Here is a 24,281-nt window from a genome sequence, read left to right as displayed (position 1 = left end):
ATAAGAAAATAGGCCAATAATATTGCTCGACATTGTTACCACTTCCATTCAAAAGCATAAAGCTCTAAAAAAAATAGACCAACACTAAAAATATCCAAAATAAAAACAACAATCATAACTCTAATCAAATATTTCACACTGCAACCGCAATAAAAATAGACAAAATCAAACCAATAAAGCCTGCAAAAATAGGAGGAATGAAGATGTAGTCTAAGTCCTCTCCAAAACTACGCCCATCAAAAAACTCACGTTGAACTGTTCCAAAAAAGATACAAAATGCTTAATTTTGATAGTAAAAGCAGGCCTTCGATATAAAGATTCATTTGTATGTTTTACGCGAAAAAGATTTTCAATTTTTACACTTTTTTCAAATCTCTTTTAGAGATATCAGAGTTAAAATAAATGTAGAGGTCAATTCACTTTTCTTAACAAGCATACTCGACCTTATAAAGGACTACATTTCTTGTTCTAAGAGAGAAGACCAAATCTCTTGATCGATCTTTGTCAAAGCACTTTCCGCACTATTAAATTTAGCATTAGATACTCCAAGTTTTCCAAGAGAGCCCTTTTTATTTACCAATCTTGCAGAAGCAATAAACCATAAACTATTGAATTGACATACACATATAACTTCTTTTGCGCCTTTCATTCCAACAAAATAGGGATTATTCCCTGTATAAATAACCTTGTGTTGTTTCCCATAAAACCAAAAGTGTTTTTTTGACTCCTGATTTTTTTTAGGAGAAACAATGTAATGGATGTCTAATAGTTCTTGGTTCTCATTAATAGACTTGTTATTTACATCTTTATAAGTTCTAGCACAATCTGCTATTTTTCGACTATAAGTACAGGCAAGAGTTTTGTATGTTGAACGATCTATTATCGTAACTTTATGAAAACCTAAATTTTGTGCTGCTTTTACATAACCTTGTGCTGCTTTTATACGTTCATGCGATTCTTCAGCAAAAAGAATGCTTGCAGCAAAAAACACTACCATACAAATAAATTTATTCATTGAATTTACTCCTGATTTTCATTGTCATAGTTATCGTAGTTTTCGTCTTCTGTAGCTTCTCCGTCATAGGTTTCTTCATCGTCGTTTTCGTCTTCTGTAGCTTCTCCGTCATAGGTTTCTTCATCGTAATTTTCGTCTTCTGTAGCTTCTCCGTCATGGGTTTCTTCATCGTAGTTTTCGTCTTCTGTAGCTTCTCCGTCATAGGCTTCTTCATCGTAATTTTCATCTTCTACAACCTCTTCATTGTAGATTTCATCTTCATTTGGAATCGGTGCCAGCGGTAACTCTTTCACTTTTTCAAAATACAATTCTTCATCTTCGACATTTTCTCCATCTAACTCAATTAGCATCATTTCACCATCAAGCATTTCAAAGGCAACAACCACACCTTCATCATCGTCGAAATGAAACTCTGCTGTTACTAGTCCCTCTTCTATATTCCAGTTCCCAGAACCGAGTTCTTGAGATGTTTCATCATCTTCTTCAAACAAAGAAAAACTACCGTCATTGTAAAAACTTACAACAATATCAAAATTTGCTACTCCGTATACCCAGTCACCATAAACATCTTTTTCTTCTAATCCCCAAATGCTACTTGTCAGACACAACAAAAAGCACCATAAAAAAATAGCTTGCTTCATTTTTGATTCCTCCATATATATGAAATTTGTACTACTCTAGTATAGGGCGCCACCAATTAACTTATCACCAATCTCTAAAAAATGATAAAAAAATTTTATGCAGTTGTTAGCATACAAATACTACAATTATATGTACAAATGATGGTAACCTTCATGTCATAAAACTTTAAAATATTTAAATATAGAAAAAATAACAAAAGAAAAATTAGGTGCTATATTATCCGTAGTTTTATAAAAAAATATGACAATAGCCTCACTCAATATGCTACCACTTCTATTCAAAAGCATAAAGTCCTAAAAAAAATAAACCAACACTGAGAATAAGGTCACTCCCAAATCTCACTTCTCTTAATTTGAGTCATTCAGAAATAAGTGATGGTAGATTAGAGCATATAAAGTCACTCACAAACCTTAATTTTCTTGATTTGAAAGGTACAGGTAAGTAATGATGGATTGAAAATCCTGCGAGAAAAAGGAAAAGGATGGAAAAAATTAAACATTTAAGACAAATCAGTCACGCAGCTTTTAGTTAACTTGCGATTTTATTTCTAATAGTTTATTGGAGTTGGTATTGTCGTTTAATCAAAAATCAGTCTGACACTCGTTTCCCTCGTTTCCGACTTGTCTATTTTGACCCAAAAAGGGATGAAAAACACCGTTAAAAAATCACTATGGGATTTCATAAAAAGTTTTATTCCAAACCCAACAGAGTTAATAACTCCGTGGAAAGATTTTATTATTTTTGTATTCTTCATGAGATACTCTCGCAGCGATTTGTATATTATGTACTCAGAAGTTTTAGTAAACTATCAATTTATAACTTTTAACTTGGACGTGAACGAAAAGCTGACAATAAACGAATATGAAAAAATGATGATAAAGCAAGTGAATAAAAAACATCGCAAACAAGATATTGAAGCGCACATAGAAGAATGTCGCTTACAAATTCAGCGTATTATTCAAATGCTGACAAATGCCCACAAAATAGTAGAGGTATCTTGCTTACCTCTGGAAGATTTATGGTTTGAATGTCGAAAAAATGGCGACCATTTAACGATTCGCTTTCACCTTGAATGGGAAAAAAGGATAAATCGTTATGTTGAAATGCATATCAAATCCGATCAAACTGAATGGTGTAAACGCGAGAAACAATTGTTTGATAGGAAGATACCACTTGCAAAAACAATTAGCCGCTATGTTCATATAAAAACTACAGCTTGTACCATTAAAAAACTGATAATCGTTCTCGACACGGCTCCATATTGTTTCTAATCTCCACTGTTTTGTCCAATCGCGCATTGACTGTGTTGTTACACCAAAAAACTCTGCCATTTTCTCAATACTTATCCATGTCATTTTATTTCTTCCTGACATAGCAATTTTACTTGTTTTGTTTTATTATAACGTATAATAAAACAAAGCTCAAATAAAGAAGTATGTTTTCCGTAAGTTAATAGTTTTTAGGGTTGCTACTTTAGATTTTTACAAGTTAAATCGTTACTACAGTGCCCTGAAAAAGAACAGTGATAATAGAGCGGAAGTTTTAGGAAACAGTACCTACTTTCACAGAGAAAATATCCAAATAACACGTAGTTTATAGAGGAATTTGTATGGAAACTGAAATTTATGACCAACTCTTAGAAAAATCACGGCAACGCAAGAACGACGAACACAATCAAAATGTCCATCGTTTTCTGTATTCGGCGCTTAAAAAATGCTTTTACACAAGATTGAGTCACATTCACATAGAGCCCATGGCGCAAACACTCAGAGTACGCTACCGCTGCGGTTTGACAGGTGCGTTTCACAAACACACTCATTTACCGAAAAGCTTTCCTATTCTAAAGTACGTAAAAAAAATAGCGAGAATGAATATCGCCGAAACAAGTATTCCCCAAAGCGGTTATTGCAAAATTATTTACGGAGGGCATACTACATATCCCGTGCGCCTATTTGTTTCGACTTTGCCCTGCCAGTACGGCGAAAGTATGGTCATGCACATCGTTTGCACGACAATTTCTTTTTACATTTGGAGGGATGTAGTAGGCATTCCCCGACTGCACAAGGCTATCGAAAATTCTCGTTGTGGATTATTTTTAGCAACAGGTCCTGCTCAATGTGGTAAAACAGCTACTATGTTTTCGATATTACCAGAGCTAAGTCGCCGTGAAATCAAAGTAATTACCATAGAAAACTTTATTACAATGAATTACCCCGGCTTAATTCAGATTACAACAGACCCCAGTACAGGCGGTAACTATCCTAACAGACTACGCGCAGTTCTCGATCATATGCCTGATGTAATTTTTGTAGGTGAAATTCTTGATAGAGAAACAGCAGAAATCGCTATGCGCGCTGCCAAGAAATGCCTAGTACTAGCAACCATACCTGATAATAACGACACCTGTTCTTGTTTATCGCGATTCGTAGAAATGGGTATTGATTCCTCCCTCATTTCTACTACGATACGTTATATCACCTCTCAGCGCCTCGTTTTACAACTTTGCCAAAGATGTAAAACTTCTTATACTCCAAAAACCGGAGAATTACTCGCTCTCGGACAATCCCCAAGTTCGACAGGAAACTTTTTCCGAGCGACAGGCTGCAAAGAGTGCAATAATGGATATATGGGACGAACGCGTATCCATGAAGTTTTAGAAATATCGCCAGCTATACGCGAACTCATTTGTGACAAAGCCAGCACTACGCAATTACGCGAAGCAGCAAGTGAAGATGGTATGAGTACGTTGCTAGGAAGTGGTATAGAAAAACTACTCGCAGGAGAAACCACTTCTCTAGAGATTTTGAGAGTCCTTTTTCAACGATCTCATAATTTGTCTACTAATTCGGTGCCAGACTCAGTAGGAGAACGAAGATAAAACCAAAATAACAGACATGAGAAAAGGCGCTAGTAAAAGAAGAGGAATTGGTTGGAAAAGGTGGAGTAAGGACTTCATACAAAAACTTGGATTATTTTCCAACTACAAAGTTTGTATCCTGAAAGTCATAGAACTGATAAGCTCCATAAACCTTGATACGAAATCTATTAGGAAAGCGTAGTATGGGAAATCCATCCGCGTTTGATCGGGCGGCTCTTGGAAACATATCAATGGTAGAATATGTGAACTCTTTTTGCAATCGAAAGAGCAGTAGTGGAAAAACCTTTTACCTAAAGATAATGCGCTAGCCTTCGACCCTACCTTAGTAAATAGAGAGAAAATTTTCCTTTTGCAACTTAACGAATTTAAAAAATTGGGTTGTGAGTCTTTAAATAAAAGCAAAACCAAGAGATTTGTAGTCATTGGTCTGGCATTAAGGGCACTTAATTTTAATCCTCTTCAAAAGATCAAATACAAAATTTTAATTAGCTTTCTCTTCTACAGAAAATCCATCCACTGTTAAATAAAAACGCCATCTTACATCGCGATAAAGAGCAGTGGTATAAATTGAGATAAAAGGACCTTTTTTTATCGTTTCTCGGCTGGAAAATATAGCCATAAGTAAAGAAATAATATTCCCCCAAAGCCCAAAGCTCCACCATAAAAGAGCGTCTCCTTCTTTGTGCGAAGCGATCTTCGATGTTATTGTTGCAAGTATACCTGATAGAGTAAAATGAAGAACAAAATGTATAATACGGGAAGTAATCGTAATACCAAATAGTTCAGGTAAAAATTGTGGTATTTTGAATTTAAAGAAAGACATCCAAACAAGAATTGACAAATAAAATACGATAATGATTGAGGCATATACATGGCCTTTTTTCATAATATTTTCCTTATAATTCGATTTTTCGTTCATCTCAACTAGGCAAAGTGATTTTCCTATAATATCATGCCTAATAAATACAATCGTTAATGCCTTTCTAAGGTCCTATAAATTACCCAAAATAGCTTGGAATTAGTTACGTAATAGTAGATATTGCTTTAATCACAAATAAGAAATTTTAGCAAAAATTTATGCTGCCTGTGAATGTTAATACGCTGGTTACCTTTGAAACACAGCATTATATTGTACTTTGGTATTCTATTAGTCAGCTAGTTATTTCACTTGACGGTACTAATTACTATATTGCTTTTAAATTAAGGGCTACATCTGTTGGTAATGAAATTCATTATATAAATTTTAACGAGGGGAGTTCAATAAAGTCTTGTTTTGAACGCCTAGGTAGAGTTTCTAAAACAGAACTGTTACTTTTTTTTGGGATTTTCTTAAAGTGCTAACAAATCTATGAATAGAGTTGGCCTTTTACTGTATGTTAGACAAATTTGTATGTTTACATCGGTTATATTGAGCTTTATTTTGTTGTTTTAGAGATTAGTTTCGTTACTTTTGAAAGGTAGAATTGCATGGCTAGACTTTTTGTGATTTTTTTGCATCGCTTGCAAAGTATCAAGTGTTCTTGAGTTCGCAAAAAACGCTAGAATTTACAGCGCGTAAAACTCAAGAAACAATAGATGGAATGAAATACGATTGCGAAGTTCATGTTGATGGTAGACTAATAGAAAAACTATTGAAAAGTTTGCGAACGCGAAAAATGATAAAGCGACTTCATGTTGATGAAAGGGGGCAGCTAATTAATTACATTGAATCTTGGAGGCTTACTGGACAAAGAAATCGCATACGCATGCAAATGGCTGTGGATAATATCACAAAAATAAACCGGTACGGTAATATACAAGGATTACAAAACAATATGAGAAAAAATAAAACGCCTGAAGAATACAATAAACCTATTATTCAAAACCATTTTTTATATCAGCGTACTCACCTATTTCACCCTCTTCTTGGAATTTTTCTAGTAACTCAGAAGTGATAACGATTGTTTCTATTCCATCTTCACTTATTAATTCTGGAAAAAGACCTTTTTTGTCAGTTGTAATACAGGATTTATGGTAGTTCATAAAACGCATATGCTTTTTTTCTATACCGTTAAAGGAACTAAATTTCCGAGTTAGATGATCTCCTGGGGCATGTACTGCAATATCATCATGACGAATGACGCGAAGACTTCTATCTTTCTGAGGAATTTTTTTGGATACTTTACCTTGATATACCCATAACTTTTTCTCTTTGTATTTTACAAAAAGCCACCTGTGTACTTTTTTTATTTTCGTTAACTTTGTACTATGCTTTACTTTTATGCTGTTGTGTTTCTTTTGCGGATGTTCTCGCAACTTAGCATTTTTAGATTTTATATATAGCACATCCGCATAACCTGTGTTTATAAAAATGAATATCAAAAGAGAAATAACAAGTTTCATCATAGTGCTCCACCAGTTGATAATTTTACTGTTTAGATTTAGAACAAAGAGACTATAGATAACTATCATTCTCCGCGTTCCGAATTTTTGTAAATATTCAACACATTTCGATATTTCGCAGTAATTTGAGTTTTAATTTTTGACTTTGTATATAGGCTTGTCCATTTGTTTTTCAAAACCATTATGAGGATTTAAATCTACGGATTTTCCACTAAGAACCAAGCTGTAAAAATTATGTAAATGATTCTTGCTACCAATGTAATAGCGATGATTAACTCCTAGATCGCTAACATCAATATATATACTATTATCAGACAGCGTTTCGTAACCACCAAAAAACTTACGAAGCTTTTTTCCTAAACGTGCCGAAAACAGGGAACTTCCTGCTACCGCCAAAATGGAATCGTTGTTGTTTATTGTAATATAAAGTTGCTGTTGCATCTGAAGGTCATTTACCCAATCAGCATGTTTTTTCAAAGGAGAAGCCGAAGCACTTATAACAACATTCTTGAACAAAGAAGAAATGGTACGCGGGTATTTTTCAATAAAGGATTGTAACACCAAACTCCCCATGCTATGAGTAAGAAGAGATACATTTAACTGTTGATGTTTACTCTGATATTTCTGCAAAGCTTGTAATACAAAAAGTAATTTTTCAGCTGAAGCAACCGCCCCTCTTTTAGGTTTTTCCCAACCCAAAGGACCATCCCACGAAGGTGACCAGTGGAAAGCCAAAACTTTGACTTTGTATGAGTTTTGTAAGCTACTTAGTAATTTGTTGGTAAACAATTTCTGGGGATGCTTTCCGCGGCCGTGGATAAATAGAAGCAGACGATCTTGTCCCACATCAAACTCCATATCATTAAAAGCGCGAAGTAAACTTTCTTCCGCCTGTAAACTACTAGCGATAGAGTACTGTTCTTTTGTAGCAGATATAAGGTTATTTGCAAACATCTCTTGCCCACTAAAACAAAAAATCACCGACAGAGTTATAAAAATATACATATTCATAAAATACTCCTTTCATGAATCAAAATAAGAAAGAACGGAAGATAAATATCTTAAGCAAGTCGCAAAAGTTTTTAAGAGCACGCAGTCTGCCTTTGAGTGCCATAGCGGCGTTGAGTATTATTGGTTCTAGTTTTTAATTTGTTTGATATTCTGTTCTGAAAGCATATTGTTAGAAAAATTTAGCAATGTAAGATCTGGTAGCTTATTTATTTTGAGGGATATGCTTGTCAATCTATTATTGTTAATATAAAGTAAATTGAGCTTGAACAACTCAAATATTTCTTCTGGTAGTTCACTCAATTGATTATCATTCAACCACAAATACTTCAGAGTTTTTACTTCGCCAATTTCTTGTGGTAAAGTCTTTAGTTTGTTACCGCTCAATCGCAAGTGTTCTAAATTCTTTAACTCTTTTATCTCCTTGGGAAGCTCTGTTATTCCGTTATTATCAAAATGAAATATGCTGAGATTTTTTAAGCTACCAATTTCAGGAGGTAATACTTTAATTTGATTATCGCTTAGATGCAAATAGTTCAATTTCTGTGATCGTAAAGAAGGTAACTCTGTAAGCTTATTTTGAGAAAGTTCCAAATCTCTTAAATTCTTCATTTGATTCAGTGCTGGAAATTTTGTCAATTGATTATAGCTAACATTTAGTCGTATTAAGCAGCACAATAAACTAATTTGATTTGGCAATTCGACAAGTTTATTTTTATATAAAAACAATTCTTCTAAAAGTGTTAAGTTACCAATTTCTTTTGGAATTTCAGCTACTATATTATCATTTAAATTAAGGTTAACAAGAGCCCTAAGCGGCATCAATACGTGTATACACGCGAGTTGATTTCCATGTAAATCTAATTCAATTAAATTTTGCAACAAACCAATTTCTTGTGGTAATGTTTTCAATTTATTATTTTGTACACGTAGATTAGTTAGCTTTTTAAGTTGGCCAATTTCTTTTGGGATTTTATCCAATTGATTATTATAAAGATATAGGTGTGTCAGTGCTTGCAGCTGGTTAATCTCTTTTGGAATACTCGTTAAAAGATTATACCCTAAATATAATTTAGACAGAGTAGTTAATTTAAAGACTGTGTCACTAATACAAGTCAGCTCATTATCGCTAAGATCAAGAAAATTTAGCTTATGTAATTGATGAAACTCTATTTCCAAAGAAGTAAAATTGTTATTGTTTAGACAAAATTCTTCAAGAGATTGTAAGTGAAATATTTCTTGTGGCAGTTTTGTTAATTTGTTTCCATGTAAATCTAGTCTTGATAATAATTTTAGTTGACCTATTTCTTTAGGTATTTTAGTTAGACGATTGCCATGAACATCTAAGTAAACAAGAGAACTAAGATCTTTGATATCTGTTGGCAACTCAGTAAGCTGATTGTTATACAAATCTAAGTAAGTAAGAAATTTTAGACAGCCAATCTCTTTAGGCAATTTTTGTAGAAGATTGTTACTAACATCAAGTAATTTTAGAGATTGCATGTTGCAAATTGCCAACGGAATTTCAATTAATTTATTGCCATGTAATCTCAATTCAGTACAAAAATTGTGCTCAAAAACCCAGCCTGGTATTTCACTCAAATCTTCGAACTGAGAAAAAAAAATCACTTCGCCTAAAAATTGGCAAGCGTCAAAATTACAACCAATTAATTTTGTAAATGTAATAGTATTTTGAAAACTACATTCATAGAAATTCACATTCTCAAGCCGCACTGATTTGCGTTCATCAAGATTAAATATGCATTTGTGATAGGTCGTTTCATTTTCGATGACCTGTAATTTTTTAGATGTAATTTTTTTCATTTTATTTCTTTCTAATGGTCCTATTATAATAGGAGCTGCGTATTATGGAAGGAAAAATCAAAAAGCTGAGCGAATTTGTAGAGTGGGTGAAAGGATTATGTCCGTTACCTTTTGTATCTAATTGCAAATGACAAATATTTTAGTTGTTCATCTTATTTTAGTAGGATTGTCTTTAGTAAATGCTGGCTATCTACAAATGAAAATAAAACACTTTTACAAAGACAAAGAAAAATCTTTATGGAAAACCGCTATTAAAAGTAGCTGTGCTTTTATTCCTATATATAGCATTTTGTTTGCTATTGTTGGAATTATGTTGGCGATATCAATTCCTGATGAGAGTGCAGGAGATGCTGTTATTCCCGCGATGCTGATTTTTTTGGTTTTGGGAGCTGTGATTATTGTTCTTTTACTAAGTAGTATTTTTGTTTTTATTGCAAAAAAACACTACACCGCTTTACAAACACCGGTACTACATTCTATAAATTTTGCAATTCTTGCTGTTTATCTATCGCGTTTTTGTTTGTATGTTTGTGTTTTTTGAGAAATACACGATTACCACAACTTCGATGAGGTGTCTTGTCAAATAAGAATATCTAGGAGTTTTGGTGCGGTGAAGAGCAAATATTACTAATTTTCGAAATCTGATTACGGCGAAAACAACTGCCAGACTGAGGAACATTTCATAAATAGAGGTTAATTACGCAGCCTTTTAAATTGCCTTTTAATCGATTTAATTTGTTTCATTTTTTACTTTCTGCATGAAATTGTTCACTTTGTGATACACAAGACAAGTCAGAAAAACACTTTAGTTTTTGCTGCTAATAATACTTAGATTTTGTTGTAAACTGTTGCTTGCTAATGCAAGAAACACATCGATAGGAGTTTTGGGGTTTTCGCCTCTGACACAATTTTCTTTAACATAAAAGCCGTTATTTAAATTCAGGACAATAAAGTTCAACGAATCGCGTGGAACTTTACTCAACTCAAGAATATACTATTTCATTTTGTTAGTTAAATTTACCGACGGAAATCAAAACGCGTAAAAAACATAAATGACAAGTTTATTAAATTTTATTGGTAGTCCATATGATCAGAAAAGGAATAATCATGAAAATTATAATTTATACACTATTCATATTTCTAGCTATTCAAAATATAGCAACGGAAAATATCTACGAAGTCTTTACTCCTTCAGGTAAACCGGCAGTAGGGGCAAAAGTTACCGTACTATACGCAAGTGGAAATCACGCAACCCAAACGGCTGATGATCACGGAAAATTTACTGTAGAAGTTACACCGCCGCAAATCGAGGCTATTATTATCGACATGCCACAATACGCCGTTGGCATATGGAGTTCCATGTCATTAATTGATAAAAAACTTCATTTATCTCAAGTTTACCACATTCGTGGCAAAGTAGTAAGAGAAGGTGATGAGCCTGTAGTCAACACTTTATTAGTTGTTACAAAAGTAGGTTTGAACACATTTAGACCTTTGTGGATAAATGGTCTAGAAGAGGTAAAAGTTCCTGTTCTTTCTTGCAAAAGTAATGAAAAAGGTCAATTTACTCTACGAGGATTTTCTTTCAACAACTCTAAGTCTTTTAAGAAATTCTGCATGTGGGGAAGTTCTAAAATTTCTAATCGTGCCTACTGTGGATATCAAGTAATCACAAAAACGGCTCTCGAACAAAAAATTACCTTAGAACCTGGGAATTCTATTGATGGTAAAGTCGTTAATGCATTGACGAAAAATCCTATATCTGGAGCCACAATAACTTTGGTTCCTGGACCTCATCATAAACATTTACACAGATCTTCAAACAAAGATGGGACCTTCACTTTTCCTCTTATACCCAATACTTGTAATTCTGGTGAAGTGCAACATAGTATGTTACAAGGAAAACGTCTTCGCTTATCGAGAACAAAAACCGCGACAAATGCATCGAAGCTAAAATTTGTGATTAGTATACCTTCTTATACCAAAATATCAGGGAAAATAATAGACGGACATAGCTTTGAAGCACCTTTAGTGCCAATTCATTTTTTCATTACTGCAACAAATAAAGTTGAAAAAGAATGGCAACAGTCCATGACATTTTCATGGGGAGGCGGTCGAGCTCAATATTCGACAAAAGCAAATGGGAATTTTGTTATGCAAGTTCCGGCAGGACGTCTAAAATTAGAAATGCTAACATCTGGAGCACCAAACCGAAGTGCTTACCTTCACAAAACCGAATTGCGCGTCTCTGCTATGGGACTGAAAAATTTAAAATTTATTATTGATAGAACTCCTGGTTTATTGTTTAAAACTTACTTGAATAAGGACGGTACTATAGGGGAATTAACAAATCAGTATACAGTTTCTATCAACAAAACAGGAAATGCCTACAATGACTATGGAACAAATAGCCAAGTTTGGTTTTATCCTTCTAAATCGGGAGAGAAAATTGCGGTCCAAATAGAAAAATTCATTAACAACAAATCCGTTGTTGTTGTTCCGTGGCAAGAACATTTGGTCGATGTCAATGATTGGCCTATTATGATAGAAGTAAAGAAATAAAAAGTAGTAGAACATCTAGTTTACAAAGCATGATGTACCGAACTAAGATAGCCTGACATTTTGGCGAATATAAAAAATTAAGCGTTTTTTCTAATGTGTATTACCCTATGTGTTATTCAATACTTCAACGCGAGATGATCGCGTACATCCAGCACATGCTCGTAAGATGGTGGCAAAAATGAAAGACATGATGGGACACAAAGTATTTACTTCGAAAACACCGAAGGCGATCACGCCGCAACAATAACGAACAACGTGCTTTTAGTAGTACATTAATTTATTGTTACTTGTTACAGCAGCTAAAGAAGTAGTCAAAAATCCAGAAGTTGTAAACACAGCTTCTGGATTTTCACTCTTTTTTGCTCTGACACTCTTTTGACAAAACGCACTATCTCCACTGCTTTTATCTACTGTAAACAAATAAAGCACTTACGGGATTTGCTCATAAGTTTGTCACGTACAGAATCCTTTCACTCAACCAAGATTGGATAACAAAAGGATAGTGATCTGTTATCGCTTGAGATCGAAAATGTATTTCAAGTCCAGCGATTTTCGATTTGGATTTTTTGCACTAAAATACTACAACGCAAGATTCTTACGAAAATGTAGTACAACGGACGCAATACAAACAACAATAGTTTGTGCGATCAGTGTATGTAATATATTTTTAGGAGGAAGAATAGAACTAGAAGCAAAAATAATAACTATAGCACACAAAGAAACTAAAATAGCTACTTTTGCGATTAATGCCTGTTTCCAGTTGTATGGAACTAAAATATTGACAAATAGAATCCATAAGGCGGAGGGAAATATTCCTATTACTGAAAAATTGCTTGGGAAAGTAGCAAAAAATACTCCTATACATAGAAGAAATTTTCCTAGTACTTCATAAATAATGCTTAATTGAATATTTGTTTTTAAACCCCACTTATTATTGTAAAAAACAAAATAAAATGTTGCAAAAAATACAACGATACTTATACGTAACAAAAGAGGTAGTTGTGACAGAATGACATCTTGTGTGCCTTCAGGCATAAAAGGCCCTGATATTTGCCAAAGTAGAACTGATACTAAAAAAAACAAGTTGAATTTAAACAGTTTTTGGGCTATTTCCGACCCTTGTTTTATATTTTTTGCATAGTTTATTTCTGTCTTTAACTGAGATTTTTCTTCAGATGTATCTAGTTTTTCTAAGAGCGTTTGCGCTAAGTTAAAATCTTCTTTTTTTATAGCTATTTTAGCATGTTGCAAACAAGATTGCTTTTGCCCATCTTCTGCCTTAGTATTTCCAGGCCACAGTTTTAGAGCTTGTTGAAAACCAAAATAAGATTCGACAAGTTTCTCATATACTGAAGAATCTTCGATTTCACAAGTATCAAGTAAATTTTGCGCTTCTTCAGCGAGTAGAATACTTTTGGAGTGTTGTAAAAAATTTTGGATTTCTGTTTGTAATTGCGCTATATCTTGATGACGTTGTTGCGGCTCTTTAGAAAGAGCTTTACTACAAATTTCAACGAGCTCTTGAGGAGCATTCGACGGAAATTGAGGGATTATTCCGTGCGCTGCAGAATAAATAGACATAAGAATACTCTTTGCATGATGGGGGGCTTTACCTGTTAGAAGCTCACAAAGAATAGCACCTAATAAATAAACATCTGTGCAGAAATTGATTTGGTCTCCTTCTCCTTTAGCAAGTTCCGGAGAAAAATATGCAGGTGTTCCCATTGGAGATTGAATGTCTTTTGCACTTGGAATTATAGATAATTCTGAAACACAAACAGCAATTCCCCAGTCCATGAGAGTTACTTCACCAAATTCGCCTATCATTACATTTTCAGGTTTCAAATCGCAGTGAATCACTCCTTTGCTATGAGCAAATGCCACAGCATTACATACTTGTAAAAAAATTTGTAAATTTTGTTCGAGATTGTTTTGTTCATCATCAAGTATATCTGCCCAAGAAACACCTCTAATAAGTTTCATAGCAAGACATATTTCTTGGTCTTGATCATCTAAATCGTAAACAGAAATAATATTTGGATGATTAAGATAAGCGGTAACTAAGGATTCCGAAATAAATAAATCTCTTTTATGTTTTTGGTCATTGGCATTTTCTAGTAACTTTTTGATTGCTACTTCGCGTTGTAAACTGTTTTGCGAGCCACGTAAAACCATACCCATGCCACCGCGTGCAATTTCTTCATGGCAAAAAAAACGCGACCGTTCTTCTTTATTGGATGACACAGGATTCTCAACATTGTCGTCAAGAATAGTGTTGTCATGCATCGTCTCGTCTGGTGTATAAAAGAAATCGGTTTTTAACGAGCGTTTTCCTTTGCAAGTCGAACCAATATTTGCAGATTGTAAATCTACCTTGTTCGTTTTCCAGAGCTTTTGTAAATCATTATCTTTTTTGATTTTTTCAAGCTCATTTTGATTTTCGGTCATAGCTCTTTCCTAACTATTTTGTCTTTCTTAAAAATTTGAGTTTTTTCATCGATATACCTTTACTTGCTATTATTTTATCTCAATGCAAAAGAGAGTTTTCAAAATGCTCGTTTCTAATTTTATACTTTCTTAACGATATTTTCAGTATCTTTCTTATCAAAGGCTCGATATACTAAAAAATTTAGTAAGCGAACTAATTTAGCATAACAAAAGTAAAATAAAAATGCGCAAAGAAAGAATGGTTGTAACACTGCCGAAATTCAAAATGGAAAGTAAATTCAATGCCAATACAGTGCTGCACAATTTAGGTATGGTGGACGCTTTTCAAGAAAGTATTGCCAATTTTTCAGGTATGACAACAATCGAAAAATTATTTATCGACAAAGTTGTGCATAAAGCATTTGTAAATGTTGATGAAAAAGGAACAGAAGCTGCTGCGCTTAAATACATTCAGAGATCTGTTGTTGAATGTATTTAAGTAGAAATCTCCTCAATGAATTGCACAAATTTCTATTAGGGTTTTCGTGTTTTATTGTAGTAATGATTGATGTATTCAAAATCGTTATAATGAAAGACAATGCGTTATTTATTTTTTTTAGGTAATAAATTCCTATAAATAAAAGCTATTGGTATTATAGTTCTTTCTTCTAGCCTAGCAATCGTTTCATTCATAATCTCAATCCTATAGTTCAACTCTTTTTGCACTAAACGATTACCCATTTTTTGTTCTATGTTGGCATATAGTTTAATAATTTTTCGATCCCATGGATATTTTTGCGCTGCTTTTGTTATATATTTTTGTGCTTGGGCATATTTTTGTTCATCAAAATAAATGCGTGCTAACCAATAGGAATATAATCCATTCCCTTCAAGATTACACTGCATTAGGGTTTGTTGTGCTTGTCGTTTCTTTCCACATAAGTATTGTATAACACCGCTGTTAAATGCTTGGTGATCTTTTTCAGCGAGTTCGTATGCTTTTGCTAAACGAAACTCTAAACTCTCTCGAAGTTCTAAAGGAAGTAGTTCTGTACTATTTTCGATGTTGTACAAGAAATGTTTATATTCACTGTTATCAAAAACGTTTGTTACCGAAGATGCTTTTTTCTGGCTGCGGTAAAATATTTCATAAATATCATGTGTGTATCCAATAGAAGCGCTTTGACGAATTTCTTTCTCTTGGGTTAGCAAGTAACTATGAAATGTTGACAATCGTTTATCGTTGTTCTGGAATAAAATACGTACAACAGAACAACAAGCAGCTTTACGAATCTCTATATTTTTATCGTTTTTGGCTATATCCATAAGATATGAAATCATCTGTAAATTACCACTGGAACCAAGGCCAGTAGCAACAGCAAGCCGATTTGTATCATCTTTTGTATCTATTTGTGGAATAAAAAATTTGGCAACCTTACCTCCGCCAGCCTTCATTAAATAAGCAATAGCTACACTACGTAAACGCTCGTCAGGATCTTTTGTTAGTCGTTGTAAGGTATTGGCAAAGGTAAAAACGGGCATTTTTGTTTTCGAAGTAGCTCCTTCAAAGTAAGCAAATGGCATCAAACGAATAGCAAATTCTTCTTTCAGGTTTAGAGTAATTTTCGCTACTATTTCAAATTCACCGTATAGAGCAAGGCCAATAATGGCTTGCGAGCGTACAAACTTTTCTACATCATGTAATTTTTCATAAAGTTTTTTACGACATTCGGGTAATGAAATTTTTTGCGCACTGAATACCGCTATTTGTCGAACTTTTGCATTTGTATCATCCATCGCCTTTACTAGCAAGTATGAATATTTTTTTGCAACATATTCTCTAAATTTATGAGTGTGCCCTTGTAATTTCCACATCGTCTCTAACGCAAAAGCTCTGATAAGAGGTTTCTCGTTTTTACAAAGTCTTACTAACGATTTTAGAGGCATCACATTGCCAATCGACCACATTTTTTTTATGGCGTACAACTGAACATATATATCCGGATCTTCTAACCACAATTCTATATTTTCTTGCGCAACATTTTCAATATACTGTATCTTTAAAAAAGCCGAAAGCGAATAGAGCTCACGTACATTCCATTGGCGATGAGAAGGTTTTTTATATTTAGCGAAGACAGCAGTAGCAATAAGAGCCACCTCGGTGTCTGAAGACAATGTTGCTTTGCGTACAATCTCATAAGCATTTCGCGTGCACATTAGAACAAGTACTTCTCCTGCATAAAAACGAATTACAGGGTTTTCTTGTTTTTGATATAAGAGATGTTTTAGTACTTCAGTGTAGACCTGTTTATTGTTGTAGATTTGCAGTAAGGAATTTTGGTCTTTTGCAGTGAAATAAGTAATAAGTAACTTTTTTAATACAATTTTGGCATCACTTAGTTGTTTGTTGCACATTTTATCATAAATGGTTCTTAAAACCGGAGATGAAGGATTATTTTTAACGGCAAGACGAACTAAGTTAAGCACTTCAGGAATATAATGTAAAGCGTTTAGACCATTTGCAGCAATGGTTTTGACATTTTTGGAAGAATTATTATCCAGACGTTGTAGAAACTGTTTTGCAATATCAAGTTTTTTTGCGGAATCTACAATATAATAATTTCTAGAAGGTGTATTCAAAATATCTTTCGCTAAGTTTTGTTGTTGTTCTCCAAATAAGGTAATTTCGGTATTCCTGTAAAGTGACAGTATTTTTCCAAATATAATGCTCATCATCAGCATGCGATTGAAAGCCTGTCCTTCGTTAAAAGTAGTATTAAAAAGCTGTGAAACTAATTCTGGTGAGCGGCTACCTAGTTCTATACATTTTAGAAAATCGTGGTGCGCAGAAAGCCATTTTTCTAATTTAAAATTGACATTTCCACGTCGATGATAAAATTTTTCTTGCCAAGGTTCAAGATCAATAGATTTTGTATATAGAGATAATGCCTGCTTGTAATTATTTAGACGTTCGTAACATTTTCCCAATAGAAAATTCGTGGGAGCATGGGTAGGGTGTATATCAAGAGATTTTATTAAAAACTCTTTGGCTCGATTATTATCTCCCTTTTGCATAAGGATTTCAGCAAGTGTTCGATAAAGATCGAATTGCCTATTTTTTGATAAATGATTTTCAAAAGTAAGTAATTTTTGTAATGAGTGATAGGCAACTTCGTTAAGGTTGAGACGAAAATAAATCATTCCTCGTAAATAAAGAGTTTCTTTATCTTGTATTTCTTCAAGTTGTTCTATGAATGTTTTCGCCAATGAAAAATTATTGCGATAAAAATATATCTTTGCCATAACTAGTATAACAGAAGGAGTAATTGTATTTATTTTTGCAATTTCATTATAAAGAGTCACAGCCTTATCATATTCACCTAAATGACAATGTAGTTGCAGAATTTGTTCATAGAACTCCATGTTTTTCTTGTAATTTAGTAGTGTGTAATAACTAGTGAGTGCATCTTGATGATAACCTCCTTTTTGTAACCACTTAGCTTGGAGATGATAGTTAGTAAAAGAGGGTTGTAGTTCTATAGCTTGGGTGATGTCATTAATAGCAGAGACAATATCTTCGCGATGATAAAAAATTTTGCCACGTTCTTTATAAGCATCTGCATAACTAGGATATAGGAGTAAGATCTCTTCTGTTATTGCAATTGCTTTTCCCCACTGTTGTTGCTTTTTGAAATTTTTAAGTTTCTGTAAATACTTGTGGATATCCGCTTGTTCTATTTTGTTGGCAGTGCCATTGTCTTGTTTAGATAGTTGTACTTCGTTGAGTTTATCGTAGATTTGAGCGCGCAATCGATAATATTTTGCTTGGTCATTAGAAATTTTAATAACTTGAGTAATCAATTGTAAGGCTTTTTTATTTTCACCTATCACCCAGTAAAAATCACTTGCATTAAATAACAAAACTTTATCTTGTTTGTTGTAAGACAGTGCTTGAGTAAAAAGTTTACGTGCGACTGCTGTCGCATTTTGTTCGTAGTATATTTTTGCTTTTAGTGCGATAATTCGCGGCACAATATCTTTTTGTAAGAACAAATTAATTTTAGACAGAGCTACCCCATACTTTTTTTGTTCGATGAGGTTTTTAATTTCAAAGTAAGCTTTATCGCGTAACTGCTCTTTATTAATATCCAGTTCGCTACGATGCTGCCATATAGTTACTCCAGTAATAAAAATTGTAACTATACAAATTGCAATAGCAAATTTTGTCTTTATATTTTTCCACCACATTTTGGCAGAGAAAACGGCTAATCTATGACTCACCGCTTGTGGTTGTTCGAGATACTGTTGTAAATCCTCTGCGAATTCCAAGGCTGTTGAATGACGATTTTTTATTTTTTTAGAGATGGCTTTTAGACATAAATAGTTGAGTTGTTTTGGAATTTGGTTATTAATTTTTTGTGGAGGAGTGGGGGTTTCAGTCTCAATTTTCCTCAACAACAAAGAAAGATTATCTGCTGTAAATGGATATTTTTTTGTAAGAACTTGATATAAAATAATACCCAAAGCATAAATATCTGTACTTTTAGTAACAAGTTTTTTATTACCCTGTGCTTGTTCTGGTGATAGAAAAAAAGGAGTACCAATTACTTTACCGGTCTGCGTTAAAGATGACGTTTTATCTTCTATTTTTGCCAAACCAAAATCAGCTAGATATGGCTCATTATTTTTATCTAACAATATATTCGCTGGCTTTATATCGCGATGAACGATGCCCTGCTCATGAGCATAATGTAAAGCATGAGAAACTTTTAATAAAATTTTAATACTAACTTCTAAGTCATCATTCTCATAAATAAAATCCTCAAAATTTTTTCCTGGGACATACTGCATTGTAAAATATGGTATCCGTTTATGCTCACCATAGTCGTAAAGCTGTACGATATTTGGATGCGAAAGCGATGCCACTGCTTGCGCCTCTTTTAAAAATCGCTTTAGTAAAATTGTTTTACTTTCAGAATTGCTTAATAATGTTTTTAACACAACTACACGATCTAAATCCATCGATTTCGCTCTATAAACTACTCCCATCCCTCCACGTGCGAATTCATCAATAAGAATGTATTTATCAAACTGTAAAGTCCGATTTGCCGAAAGTTTTGCAATTTGAGTTGTAGAAAGTATGTTTTTTTGTACTAAAAATTGTGACAAATGCAGTTTTTGTTTGTTACACATACTTAGTGCTTTTTCTAGTAACGTCTTTTCTACCATACTGCGTTCTAAAATAATTTGTGCTAGTTGGTAATTGGATTTAGAAAGTTCGTTCATAATAATCACTTCTATTTAAGCTAACAATTATAAAAAAATACCTGGTCTTATTTGTTTCAACGTATAAATTTTGTACTACAATCAACCTTTACAAAGCGAGATATTTAAGGCGTGTCGACATTTAAATCTTCTAATTTTATCTTAATAAAATAACGCAAGAAGCTAAGTTACATTATTTTAGTTATTCTTTTAAATCTCGACATGCCGTAGCTAGATCTGACAAGACTGCTCAAAATTTTCTAGCGGCTGTATATCTGGTTTCTAGCATTATTTTACTTTATTAATCTAATTGATGACAGATCCTAAACATTTTTAGCTCTTTTTTCTCTATATTTTATCGTTTCCTGTGATTATATCTTCCCTTTTTCTAGTATTTTTTTGATCAAAATATAAGTAAAACTGCGCCCATCAAAATTGAGAAAGAACCTAGGAACCTAGTTTTCGATTTTATTTGCGACTTTAATTCTAAACTGCGTAATATTTGTGAATAGAGTTTATTAAAATCTCTATCCCCAGAATAAGCTTTTCCAAACTGATCGCGTTAGGTTCTTCTATTTGGGAAATAGTAGGTACATGGATAAAGCTACATGCAGTGTTTTTTCTTAATTGCTTAATTTTTCGCAATGCAAGATAAAAAGTGTGATTACACACATAGGTTCCCGCGTGATTGGATACTTCACATGGAATATCGTTTTTTTCTAATTGCTCTTTGAGATGTAATAATGGTAGCGATGAAAAATAGGCTAGCGGTTCATTTTCGACAATTTGCTTTCCTTCTATACGTAAACCTGTGTTGTCAGGTAGAGAACTGTCGTTTAGATTAAGTGCTACACGTTCTAAGCTAATATGCTTTCTTTTCGCAGCTACACCCAAAAGCAAGATAATCTGCGGCGAAATAGTGGTAATGAGTTCTTCAATTTTTTTTCCTGCAGCTACAAATTCTGTTGGTAGAACCTCAGTAATTATTTCAATTTCAGACAAAAATTTTTGGGTATCTATCTTCTCGACAATTTGCTGGGAAGGATTAGTCACTACATTTGCAAATGAGTTAAAACCTGTCAGTAAAATTTTCATTATTCATCTTTCCGTATATTTGAGCTTTTATAGAACGTTAACATTCCTATTAAATTTTATCTAACTCTTTGTAAATAGTCAAAAACAGAACATTGTATTATTTTTTTAGAAAATAATTGACATCTAAAACAATGTATTTTATATTAATTACGTAAGCAGTTACGTAATTAATATTTGTTATTTTTGGAGTAGTAAAATGGATATATTACAACAGCTAGGTGAATTAGCTTTAGGAAGTCGATTTAAGAGAATCAGTGATCGTTTAATGCAGGACGGTATTAAAATATATAGTGATCACAATATTGATTTTGAACCTCGATGGTTTCCGATGTTTTCTCTGTTTTATCGTTATCCCGGTTGTTACTCTGTTACTGAAATTGCAAAAAAAATAGGTGTTAGTCATGTTTCTGTTAATCAAATATCAAAAGAAATGATAAAGAAAGGTGTACTTCGTTCAAAAAAAGATAAAAAAGATAAGCGCAAAAATATGCTGGAATTGACTAGCAAGGGTGAAGGGCTCATTGATAATTTGACAGAAATATGGGAAGAGATTTACGCTGCTATAAGAGAAATTACTAACGCAACAGGTTATGACATTATTGATGTGCTGGAAAAGCTAGAGAAAGAGATGAATCAAAAGAGTTTACACGAGAGATACAACGAACAAAACAAGAAAAAGCAGCTATCTACTGTACAGATTTTTGAATATAGCTCTGAGCACAAGAAAGTATTTGCTACCCTAAATTACGAATGGCTAGAGAAGTATTTTTACGTAGAGGATAAAGACAAAGAGATTTTAAAAAATCCTGAAAAATATATAATTGCACCTGGAGGCCATATATTTTTTGCTAAGTATAGAAACGAAATCGTCGGGACATGTGCTTTAATAAAACACTCTGATGGTAAGTATGAGTTAGCAAAAATGGCCGTTACCGAAAATGCTAAAGGTAAACAAATTGGAAAAAAACTAGCGATAGCGGTTATTGACAAGGCAAAAGAAATAGGTACTTCGAGTATTTTTTTAGAAACCAATTCAGGCTTAGTTCCTGCAATTAACTTATACCGTAAAGTTGGTTTTAAGATGAACGCTGATTTGAAGCCTGTATATGACAGAGGAGATGTTATGATGACACTTCATTTGTAACTGATCTTAGATATTGTAAACATAGTGGAAAAACATTCGTATTTATTTTAAGAAGAAATATAATTTATTCGCATGTTTGAAGTGTGGTTTTGCGATTTACTAAAATAAGGAATTTACAATGGAGCAAGTTGTCAATACCTTGCTAAAAGAAGATAAGCACAGTGATTTTTTAGTTGCACGAATTACAAATAGTTCGCTATCAAATTTCTCGTTTACTGTGTTTATCGAATTTTTGTCCATATCGCCAACAGAATTTAGATGAAGAAAAATAATTATTCAACAATTTGCATAATGTCGCGCTAGTAACCGTTGTTCGTTACCTTACTAAAGCTGTAAACCACAATTTTAGCTCATTCACTGTAATATTAGGGTTTCTTTTAAGACTGTCTACTCTACTTTGAATGGCAAAAATTTCTGTTTTCGTCAACTTGTGTGGTCCTTGATCGCTTACTACTACTGCTTTTTCTAGATCTTGTATTGCTCGTTGTACATTTTTTTCTAAAAATAAAAAATAAAAAATAGCTCTGTCAACATAATTACTGGAGATAGGCATCAAATCTATCGCTTTATTCATGTATTTCAAACATGTACTTGCATTATTCAAAAAAGCATGAGACTTAGCTCTATTAGCATATACTAGTGATTGAAAGTAAAGAGACTCTTTATCCATGAGATTTTGAGTAATAATAAAATCATAGTGTTCATTTGCTCTTGTAAAATATATTTTCCCTTGTTGTGGATCATCATGCATAGAGCGAAAACCGTTTATAAAATTTATATATCCCAATGATTTATGTATTTGAGCGATTGGATAATTTTGTACTCTTTCTAGCATTCTTGTCAGCCTGTCATGCTCCTCCCCTATCCTTAAATAGAAACTTGCTCTTTCCACCACATGCGAGAATCCTTTTTTTAGATAATCAATTTCTTCTTTTTTTTGTTCTATGATTTCTTTTTGCTTTGCAACAATGTTCTTACTTGATTCTAATTGCAGAGAAAGTGTTTTGAAATCACTAGAAACTGTAGTTAAAGTTAAGTTAGTTTTTGCTAATTCTTTTTTTTCCTTGCTAATTTTCTGCAATGTTTTTTCCTGTTGCTGGTAGAGAAATCCTAGACTAAATGTAGTTATTACAAAGAAAATCAATAGCAATCCGATTGTATATTTTTGGAAAAAGTTTAACACTTGTTTTTTCATTTGCCTTTTTACGGCAACCCGACGATTTTTTCTAAAATTTCTTAAATCGCGCATTAAATCATGCGCTGTTTGGTAACGATTCTCTGGCATCTTTTCAAGACATTTTAGACATATTTGTTGTAACTCTAACGGAATATCGCGATTGATTTCTTTGGGAGAAGTAGGCTCTTTTTCGAAAATATTATAAATGGTTTCATAAGGAGAGCTAAATGGAAAAACTCGTTGCTTTGTCAATAATTCGTATAATGTTGCGCCAACAGAATAAATATCACTTCTTGTATCTGATGAACCCCGTGCTTGCTCCGGAGACATATAAGCAACGCTTCCATAAATTTGACCTGTTTGCGATACTTGAGTAATTTCTTCCTCAGCATTTTTATCTTTTGCTAACCCAAAATCCATTAATTTAGGAATCATTTCATTTGTAAGCATAATATTGGAAGGTTTTATATCGCGATGTAGTACATTAATTTTGTGTACTTGGTACAATGCTTCAGATAATTTTTCCATAATTTCTGCTATTTTGCGCCAATTGCTAGGTGAATTTTTTATGTATTTCGCGAGGTTCATTCCTTCGACAAGTTCCATTGTAAAGAAAGGTATTGGATGTTCTCCATACTCATAAATCCTAATAATATTAGGATGATTTAGTTTTGCCATTGCTTGCACTTCGCGTACAAACCTTCTCAAATGAATATTATCTTCAATATTGTCGATGACTTTTAAAGCGACCGTTCGCTGGAGTGTAGTGTCATAAACTTTATAAACGGTTCCCATTCCTCCTTGCCCTATTTTGGATAAGATCTGATAATGAGAAAACATTTTCGGATTCATTGGTCTTTCT

Annotated in this window: 17 protein-coding genes and 1 pseudogene; 7 read left to right on the top strand and 11 right to left on the bottom strand. The window is 33.3% G+C overall.

Translation table 11 applies throughout. The features are described 5' to 3' along the window. Positions 1-454 precede the first annotated feature (454 nt). A complete protein-coding gene (locus UABHE_RS22490; RefSeq protein ID WP_372365541.1) occupies positions 455-1,015 on the bottom strand; it encodes a hypothetical protein in 561 nt (186 codons plus the stop codon). A gap of 5 nt (positions 1,016-1,020) precedes the next feature. Beyond that, positions 1,021-1,656 (bottom strand): hypothetical protein, encoded by a 636-nt coding sequence (locus UABHE_RS22485; protein ID WP_372365540.1) that lies wholly within the window; start codon positions 1,654-1,656, stop codon positions 1,021-1,023. A gap of 645 nt (positions 1,657-2,301) precedes the next feature. Here UABHE_RS22485 and UABHE_RS22480 point away from each other — a divergent pair. Both UABHE_RS22480 and UABHE_RS22475 read left to right on the top strand, forming a co-directional pair. Then, positions 2,302-2,928 carry a hypothetical protein gene (locus UABHE_RS22480; RefSeq protein ID WP_372365539.1) on the top strand — a complete coding sequence of 209 codons (627 nt, stop codon included), beginning with the start codon at positions 2,302-2,304 and terminating at the stop codon, positions 2,926-2,928. A gap of 338 nt (positions 2,929-3,266) precedes the next feature. Continuing rightward, positions 3,267-4,535, top strand: coding sequence for a GspE/PulE family protein (locus tag UABHE_RS22475; protein WP_372365538.1), 1,269 nt, complete (start codon positions 3,267-3,269; stop codon positions 4,533-4,535). A gap of 481 nt (positions 4,536-5,016) precedes the next feature. Here the strand turns inward: UABHE_RS22475 and UABHE_RS22470 are convergent, their stop codons facing one another. From UABHE_RS22470 to UABHE_RS22455, 4 genes are all read right to left on the bottom strand, one after another. After that, on the bottom strand, positions 5,017-5,421 hold the full coding sequence (locus UABHE_RS22470) for a hypothetical protein (RefSeq protein ID WP_372365537.1): 405 nt from the start codon (positions 5,419-5,421) through the stop codon (positions 5,017-5,019). Positions 5,422-6,389: 968 nt separating this feature from the next. Continuing rightward, positions 6,390-6,920 (bottom strand): hypothetical protein, encoded by a 531-nt coding sequence (locus UABHE_RS22465; protein ID WP_372365536.1) that lies wholly within the window; start codon positions 6,918-6,920, stop codon positions 6,390-6,392. Between the two features lie 129 nt (positions 6,921-7,049). After that, the gene (locus UABHE_RS22460; RefSeq protein ID WP_372365535.1) at positions 7,050-7,928 is read right to left on the bottom strand and encodes an alpha/beta hydrolase; all 879 of its coding nucleotides are present in this window, start codon (positions 7,926-7,928) and stop codon (positions 7,050-7,052) included. A 126-nt stretch (positions 7,929-8,054) separates the two neighbouring features. After that, on the bottom strand, positions 8,055-9,749 hold the full coding sequence (locus tag UABHE_RS22455) for a leucine-rich repeat domain-containing protein (protein ID WP_372365534.1): 1,695 nt from the start codon (positions 9,747-9,749) through the stop codon (positions 8,055-8,057). A 127-nt stretch (positions 9,750-9,876) separates the two neighbouring features. On the opposite strand from UABHE_RS22455, the gene UABHE_RS22450 reads away from it, so the two are divergent. The 3 genes and pseudogenes from UABHE_RS22450 to UABHE_RS22440 all read left to right on the top strand — a co-directional run. Further along, positions 9,877-10,290 (top strand): hypothetical protein, encoded by a 414-nt coding sequence (locus UABHE_RS22450; RefSeq protein ID WP_372365533.1) that lies wholly within the window; start codon positions 9,877-9,879, stop codon positions 10,288-10,290. A 566-nt stretch (positions 10,291-10,856) separates the two neighbouring features. After that, positions 10,857-12,311 carry a hypothetical protein gene (locus tag UABHE_RS22445; RefSeq protein ID WP_372365532.1) on the top strand — a complete coding sequence of 485 codons (1,455 nt, stop codon included), beginning with the start codon at positions 10,857-10,859 and terminating at the stop codon, positions 12,309-12,311. A 103-nt stretch (positions 12,312-12,414) separates the two neighbouring features. After that, a pseudogene (locus UABHE_RS22440) lies at positions 12,415-12,622 on the top strand (prolyl oligopeptidase family serine peptidase); the annotation flags it as partial. Here the strand turns inward: UABHE_RS22440 and UABHE_RS22435 are convergent. Together UABHE_RS22435 and UABHE_RS22430 are read right to left on the bottom strand one after the other, a co-directional pair. Beyond that, the gene (locus UABHE_RS22435; RefSeq protein ID WP_372365531.1) at positions 12,573-12,731 is read right to left on the bottom strand and encodes a hypothetical protein; all 159 of its coding nucleotides are present in this window, start codon (positions 12,729-12,731) and stop codon (positions 12,573-12,575) included. The pseudogene UABHE_RS22440 and the gene UABHE_RS22435 overlap by 50 nt on opposite strands. Before the next feature lie 159 nt (positions 12,732-12,890). Further along, on the bottom strand, positions 12,891-14,759 hold the full coding sequence (locus tag UABHE_RS22430) for a serine/threonine-protein kinase (RefSeq protein ID WP_372365530.1): 1,869 nt from the start codon (positions 14,757-14,759) through the stop codon (positions 12,891-12,893). Positions 14,760-14,982: 223 nt separating this feature from the next. On the opposite strand from UABHE_RS22430, the gene UABHE_RS22425 reads away from it, so the two are divergent. After that, complete coding sequence (locus UABHE_RS22425; RefSeq protein ID WP_372365529.1) at positions 14,983-15,237, top strand: serpin family protein; 255 nt, start codon at positions 14,983-14,985, stop codon at positions 15,235-15,237. A 104-nt stretch (positions 15,238-15,341) separates the two neighbouring features. Here the strand turns inward: UABHE_RS22425 and UABHE_RS22420 are convergent, their stop codons facing one another. Together UABHE_RS22420 and UABHE_RS22415 are read right to left on the bottom strand one after the other, a co-directional pair. After that, positions 15,342-20,024 carry a protein kinase gene (locus UABHE_RS22420; RefSeq protein WP_372365528.1) on the bottom strand — a complete coding sequence of 1,561 codons (4,683 nt, stop codon included), beginning with the start codon at positions 20,022-20,024 and terminating at the stop codon, positions 15,342-15,344. 465 nt (positions 20,025-20,489) lie between these two features. Continuing rightward, positions 20,490-21,098 carry a peptidase C15 gene (locus UABHE_RS22415; RefSeq protein WP_372365527.1) on the bottom strand — a complete coding sequence of 203 codons (609 nt, stop codon included), beginning with the start codon at positions 21,096-21,098 and terminating at the stop codon, positions 20,490-20,492. Between the two features lie 196 nt (positions 21,099-21,294). On the opposite strand from UABHE_RS22415, the gene UABHE_RS22410 reads away from it, so the two are divergent. Next, complete coding sequence (locus tag UABHE_RS22410) at positions 21,295-22,242, top strand: GNAT family N-acetyltransferase (RefSeq protein ID WP_372365526.1); 948 nt, start codon at positions 21,295-21,297, stop codon at positions 22,240-22,242. A gap of 316 nt (positions 22,243-22,558) precedes the next feature. On the opposite strand, the gene UABHE_RS22405 is transcribed toward UABHE_RS22410, so the two are convergent. Next, a complete protein-coding gene (locus UABHE_RS22405; RefSeq protein WP_372365525.1) occupies positions 22,559-24,271 on the bottom strand; it encodes a serine/threonine-protein kinase in 1,713 nt (570 codons plus the stop codon). Positions 24,272-24,281 lie beyond the last annotated feature (10 nt).

This window comes from Candidatus Uabimicrobium helgolandensis (assembly GCF_041508025.1).
Lineage (GTDB): Bacteria > Planctomycetota > Uabimicrobiia > Uabimicrobiales > Uabimicrobiaceae > Uabimicrobium > Uabimicrobium helgolandensis.
Note: the sequence above shows the minus strand (reverse complement) of the source record. Positions and strands in the feature narration are given on the sequence as shown.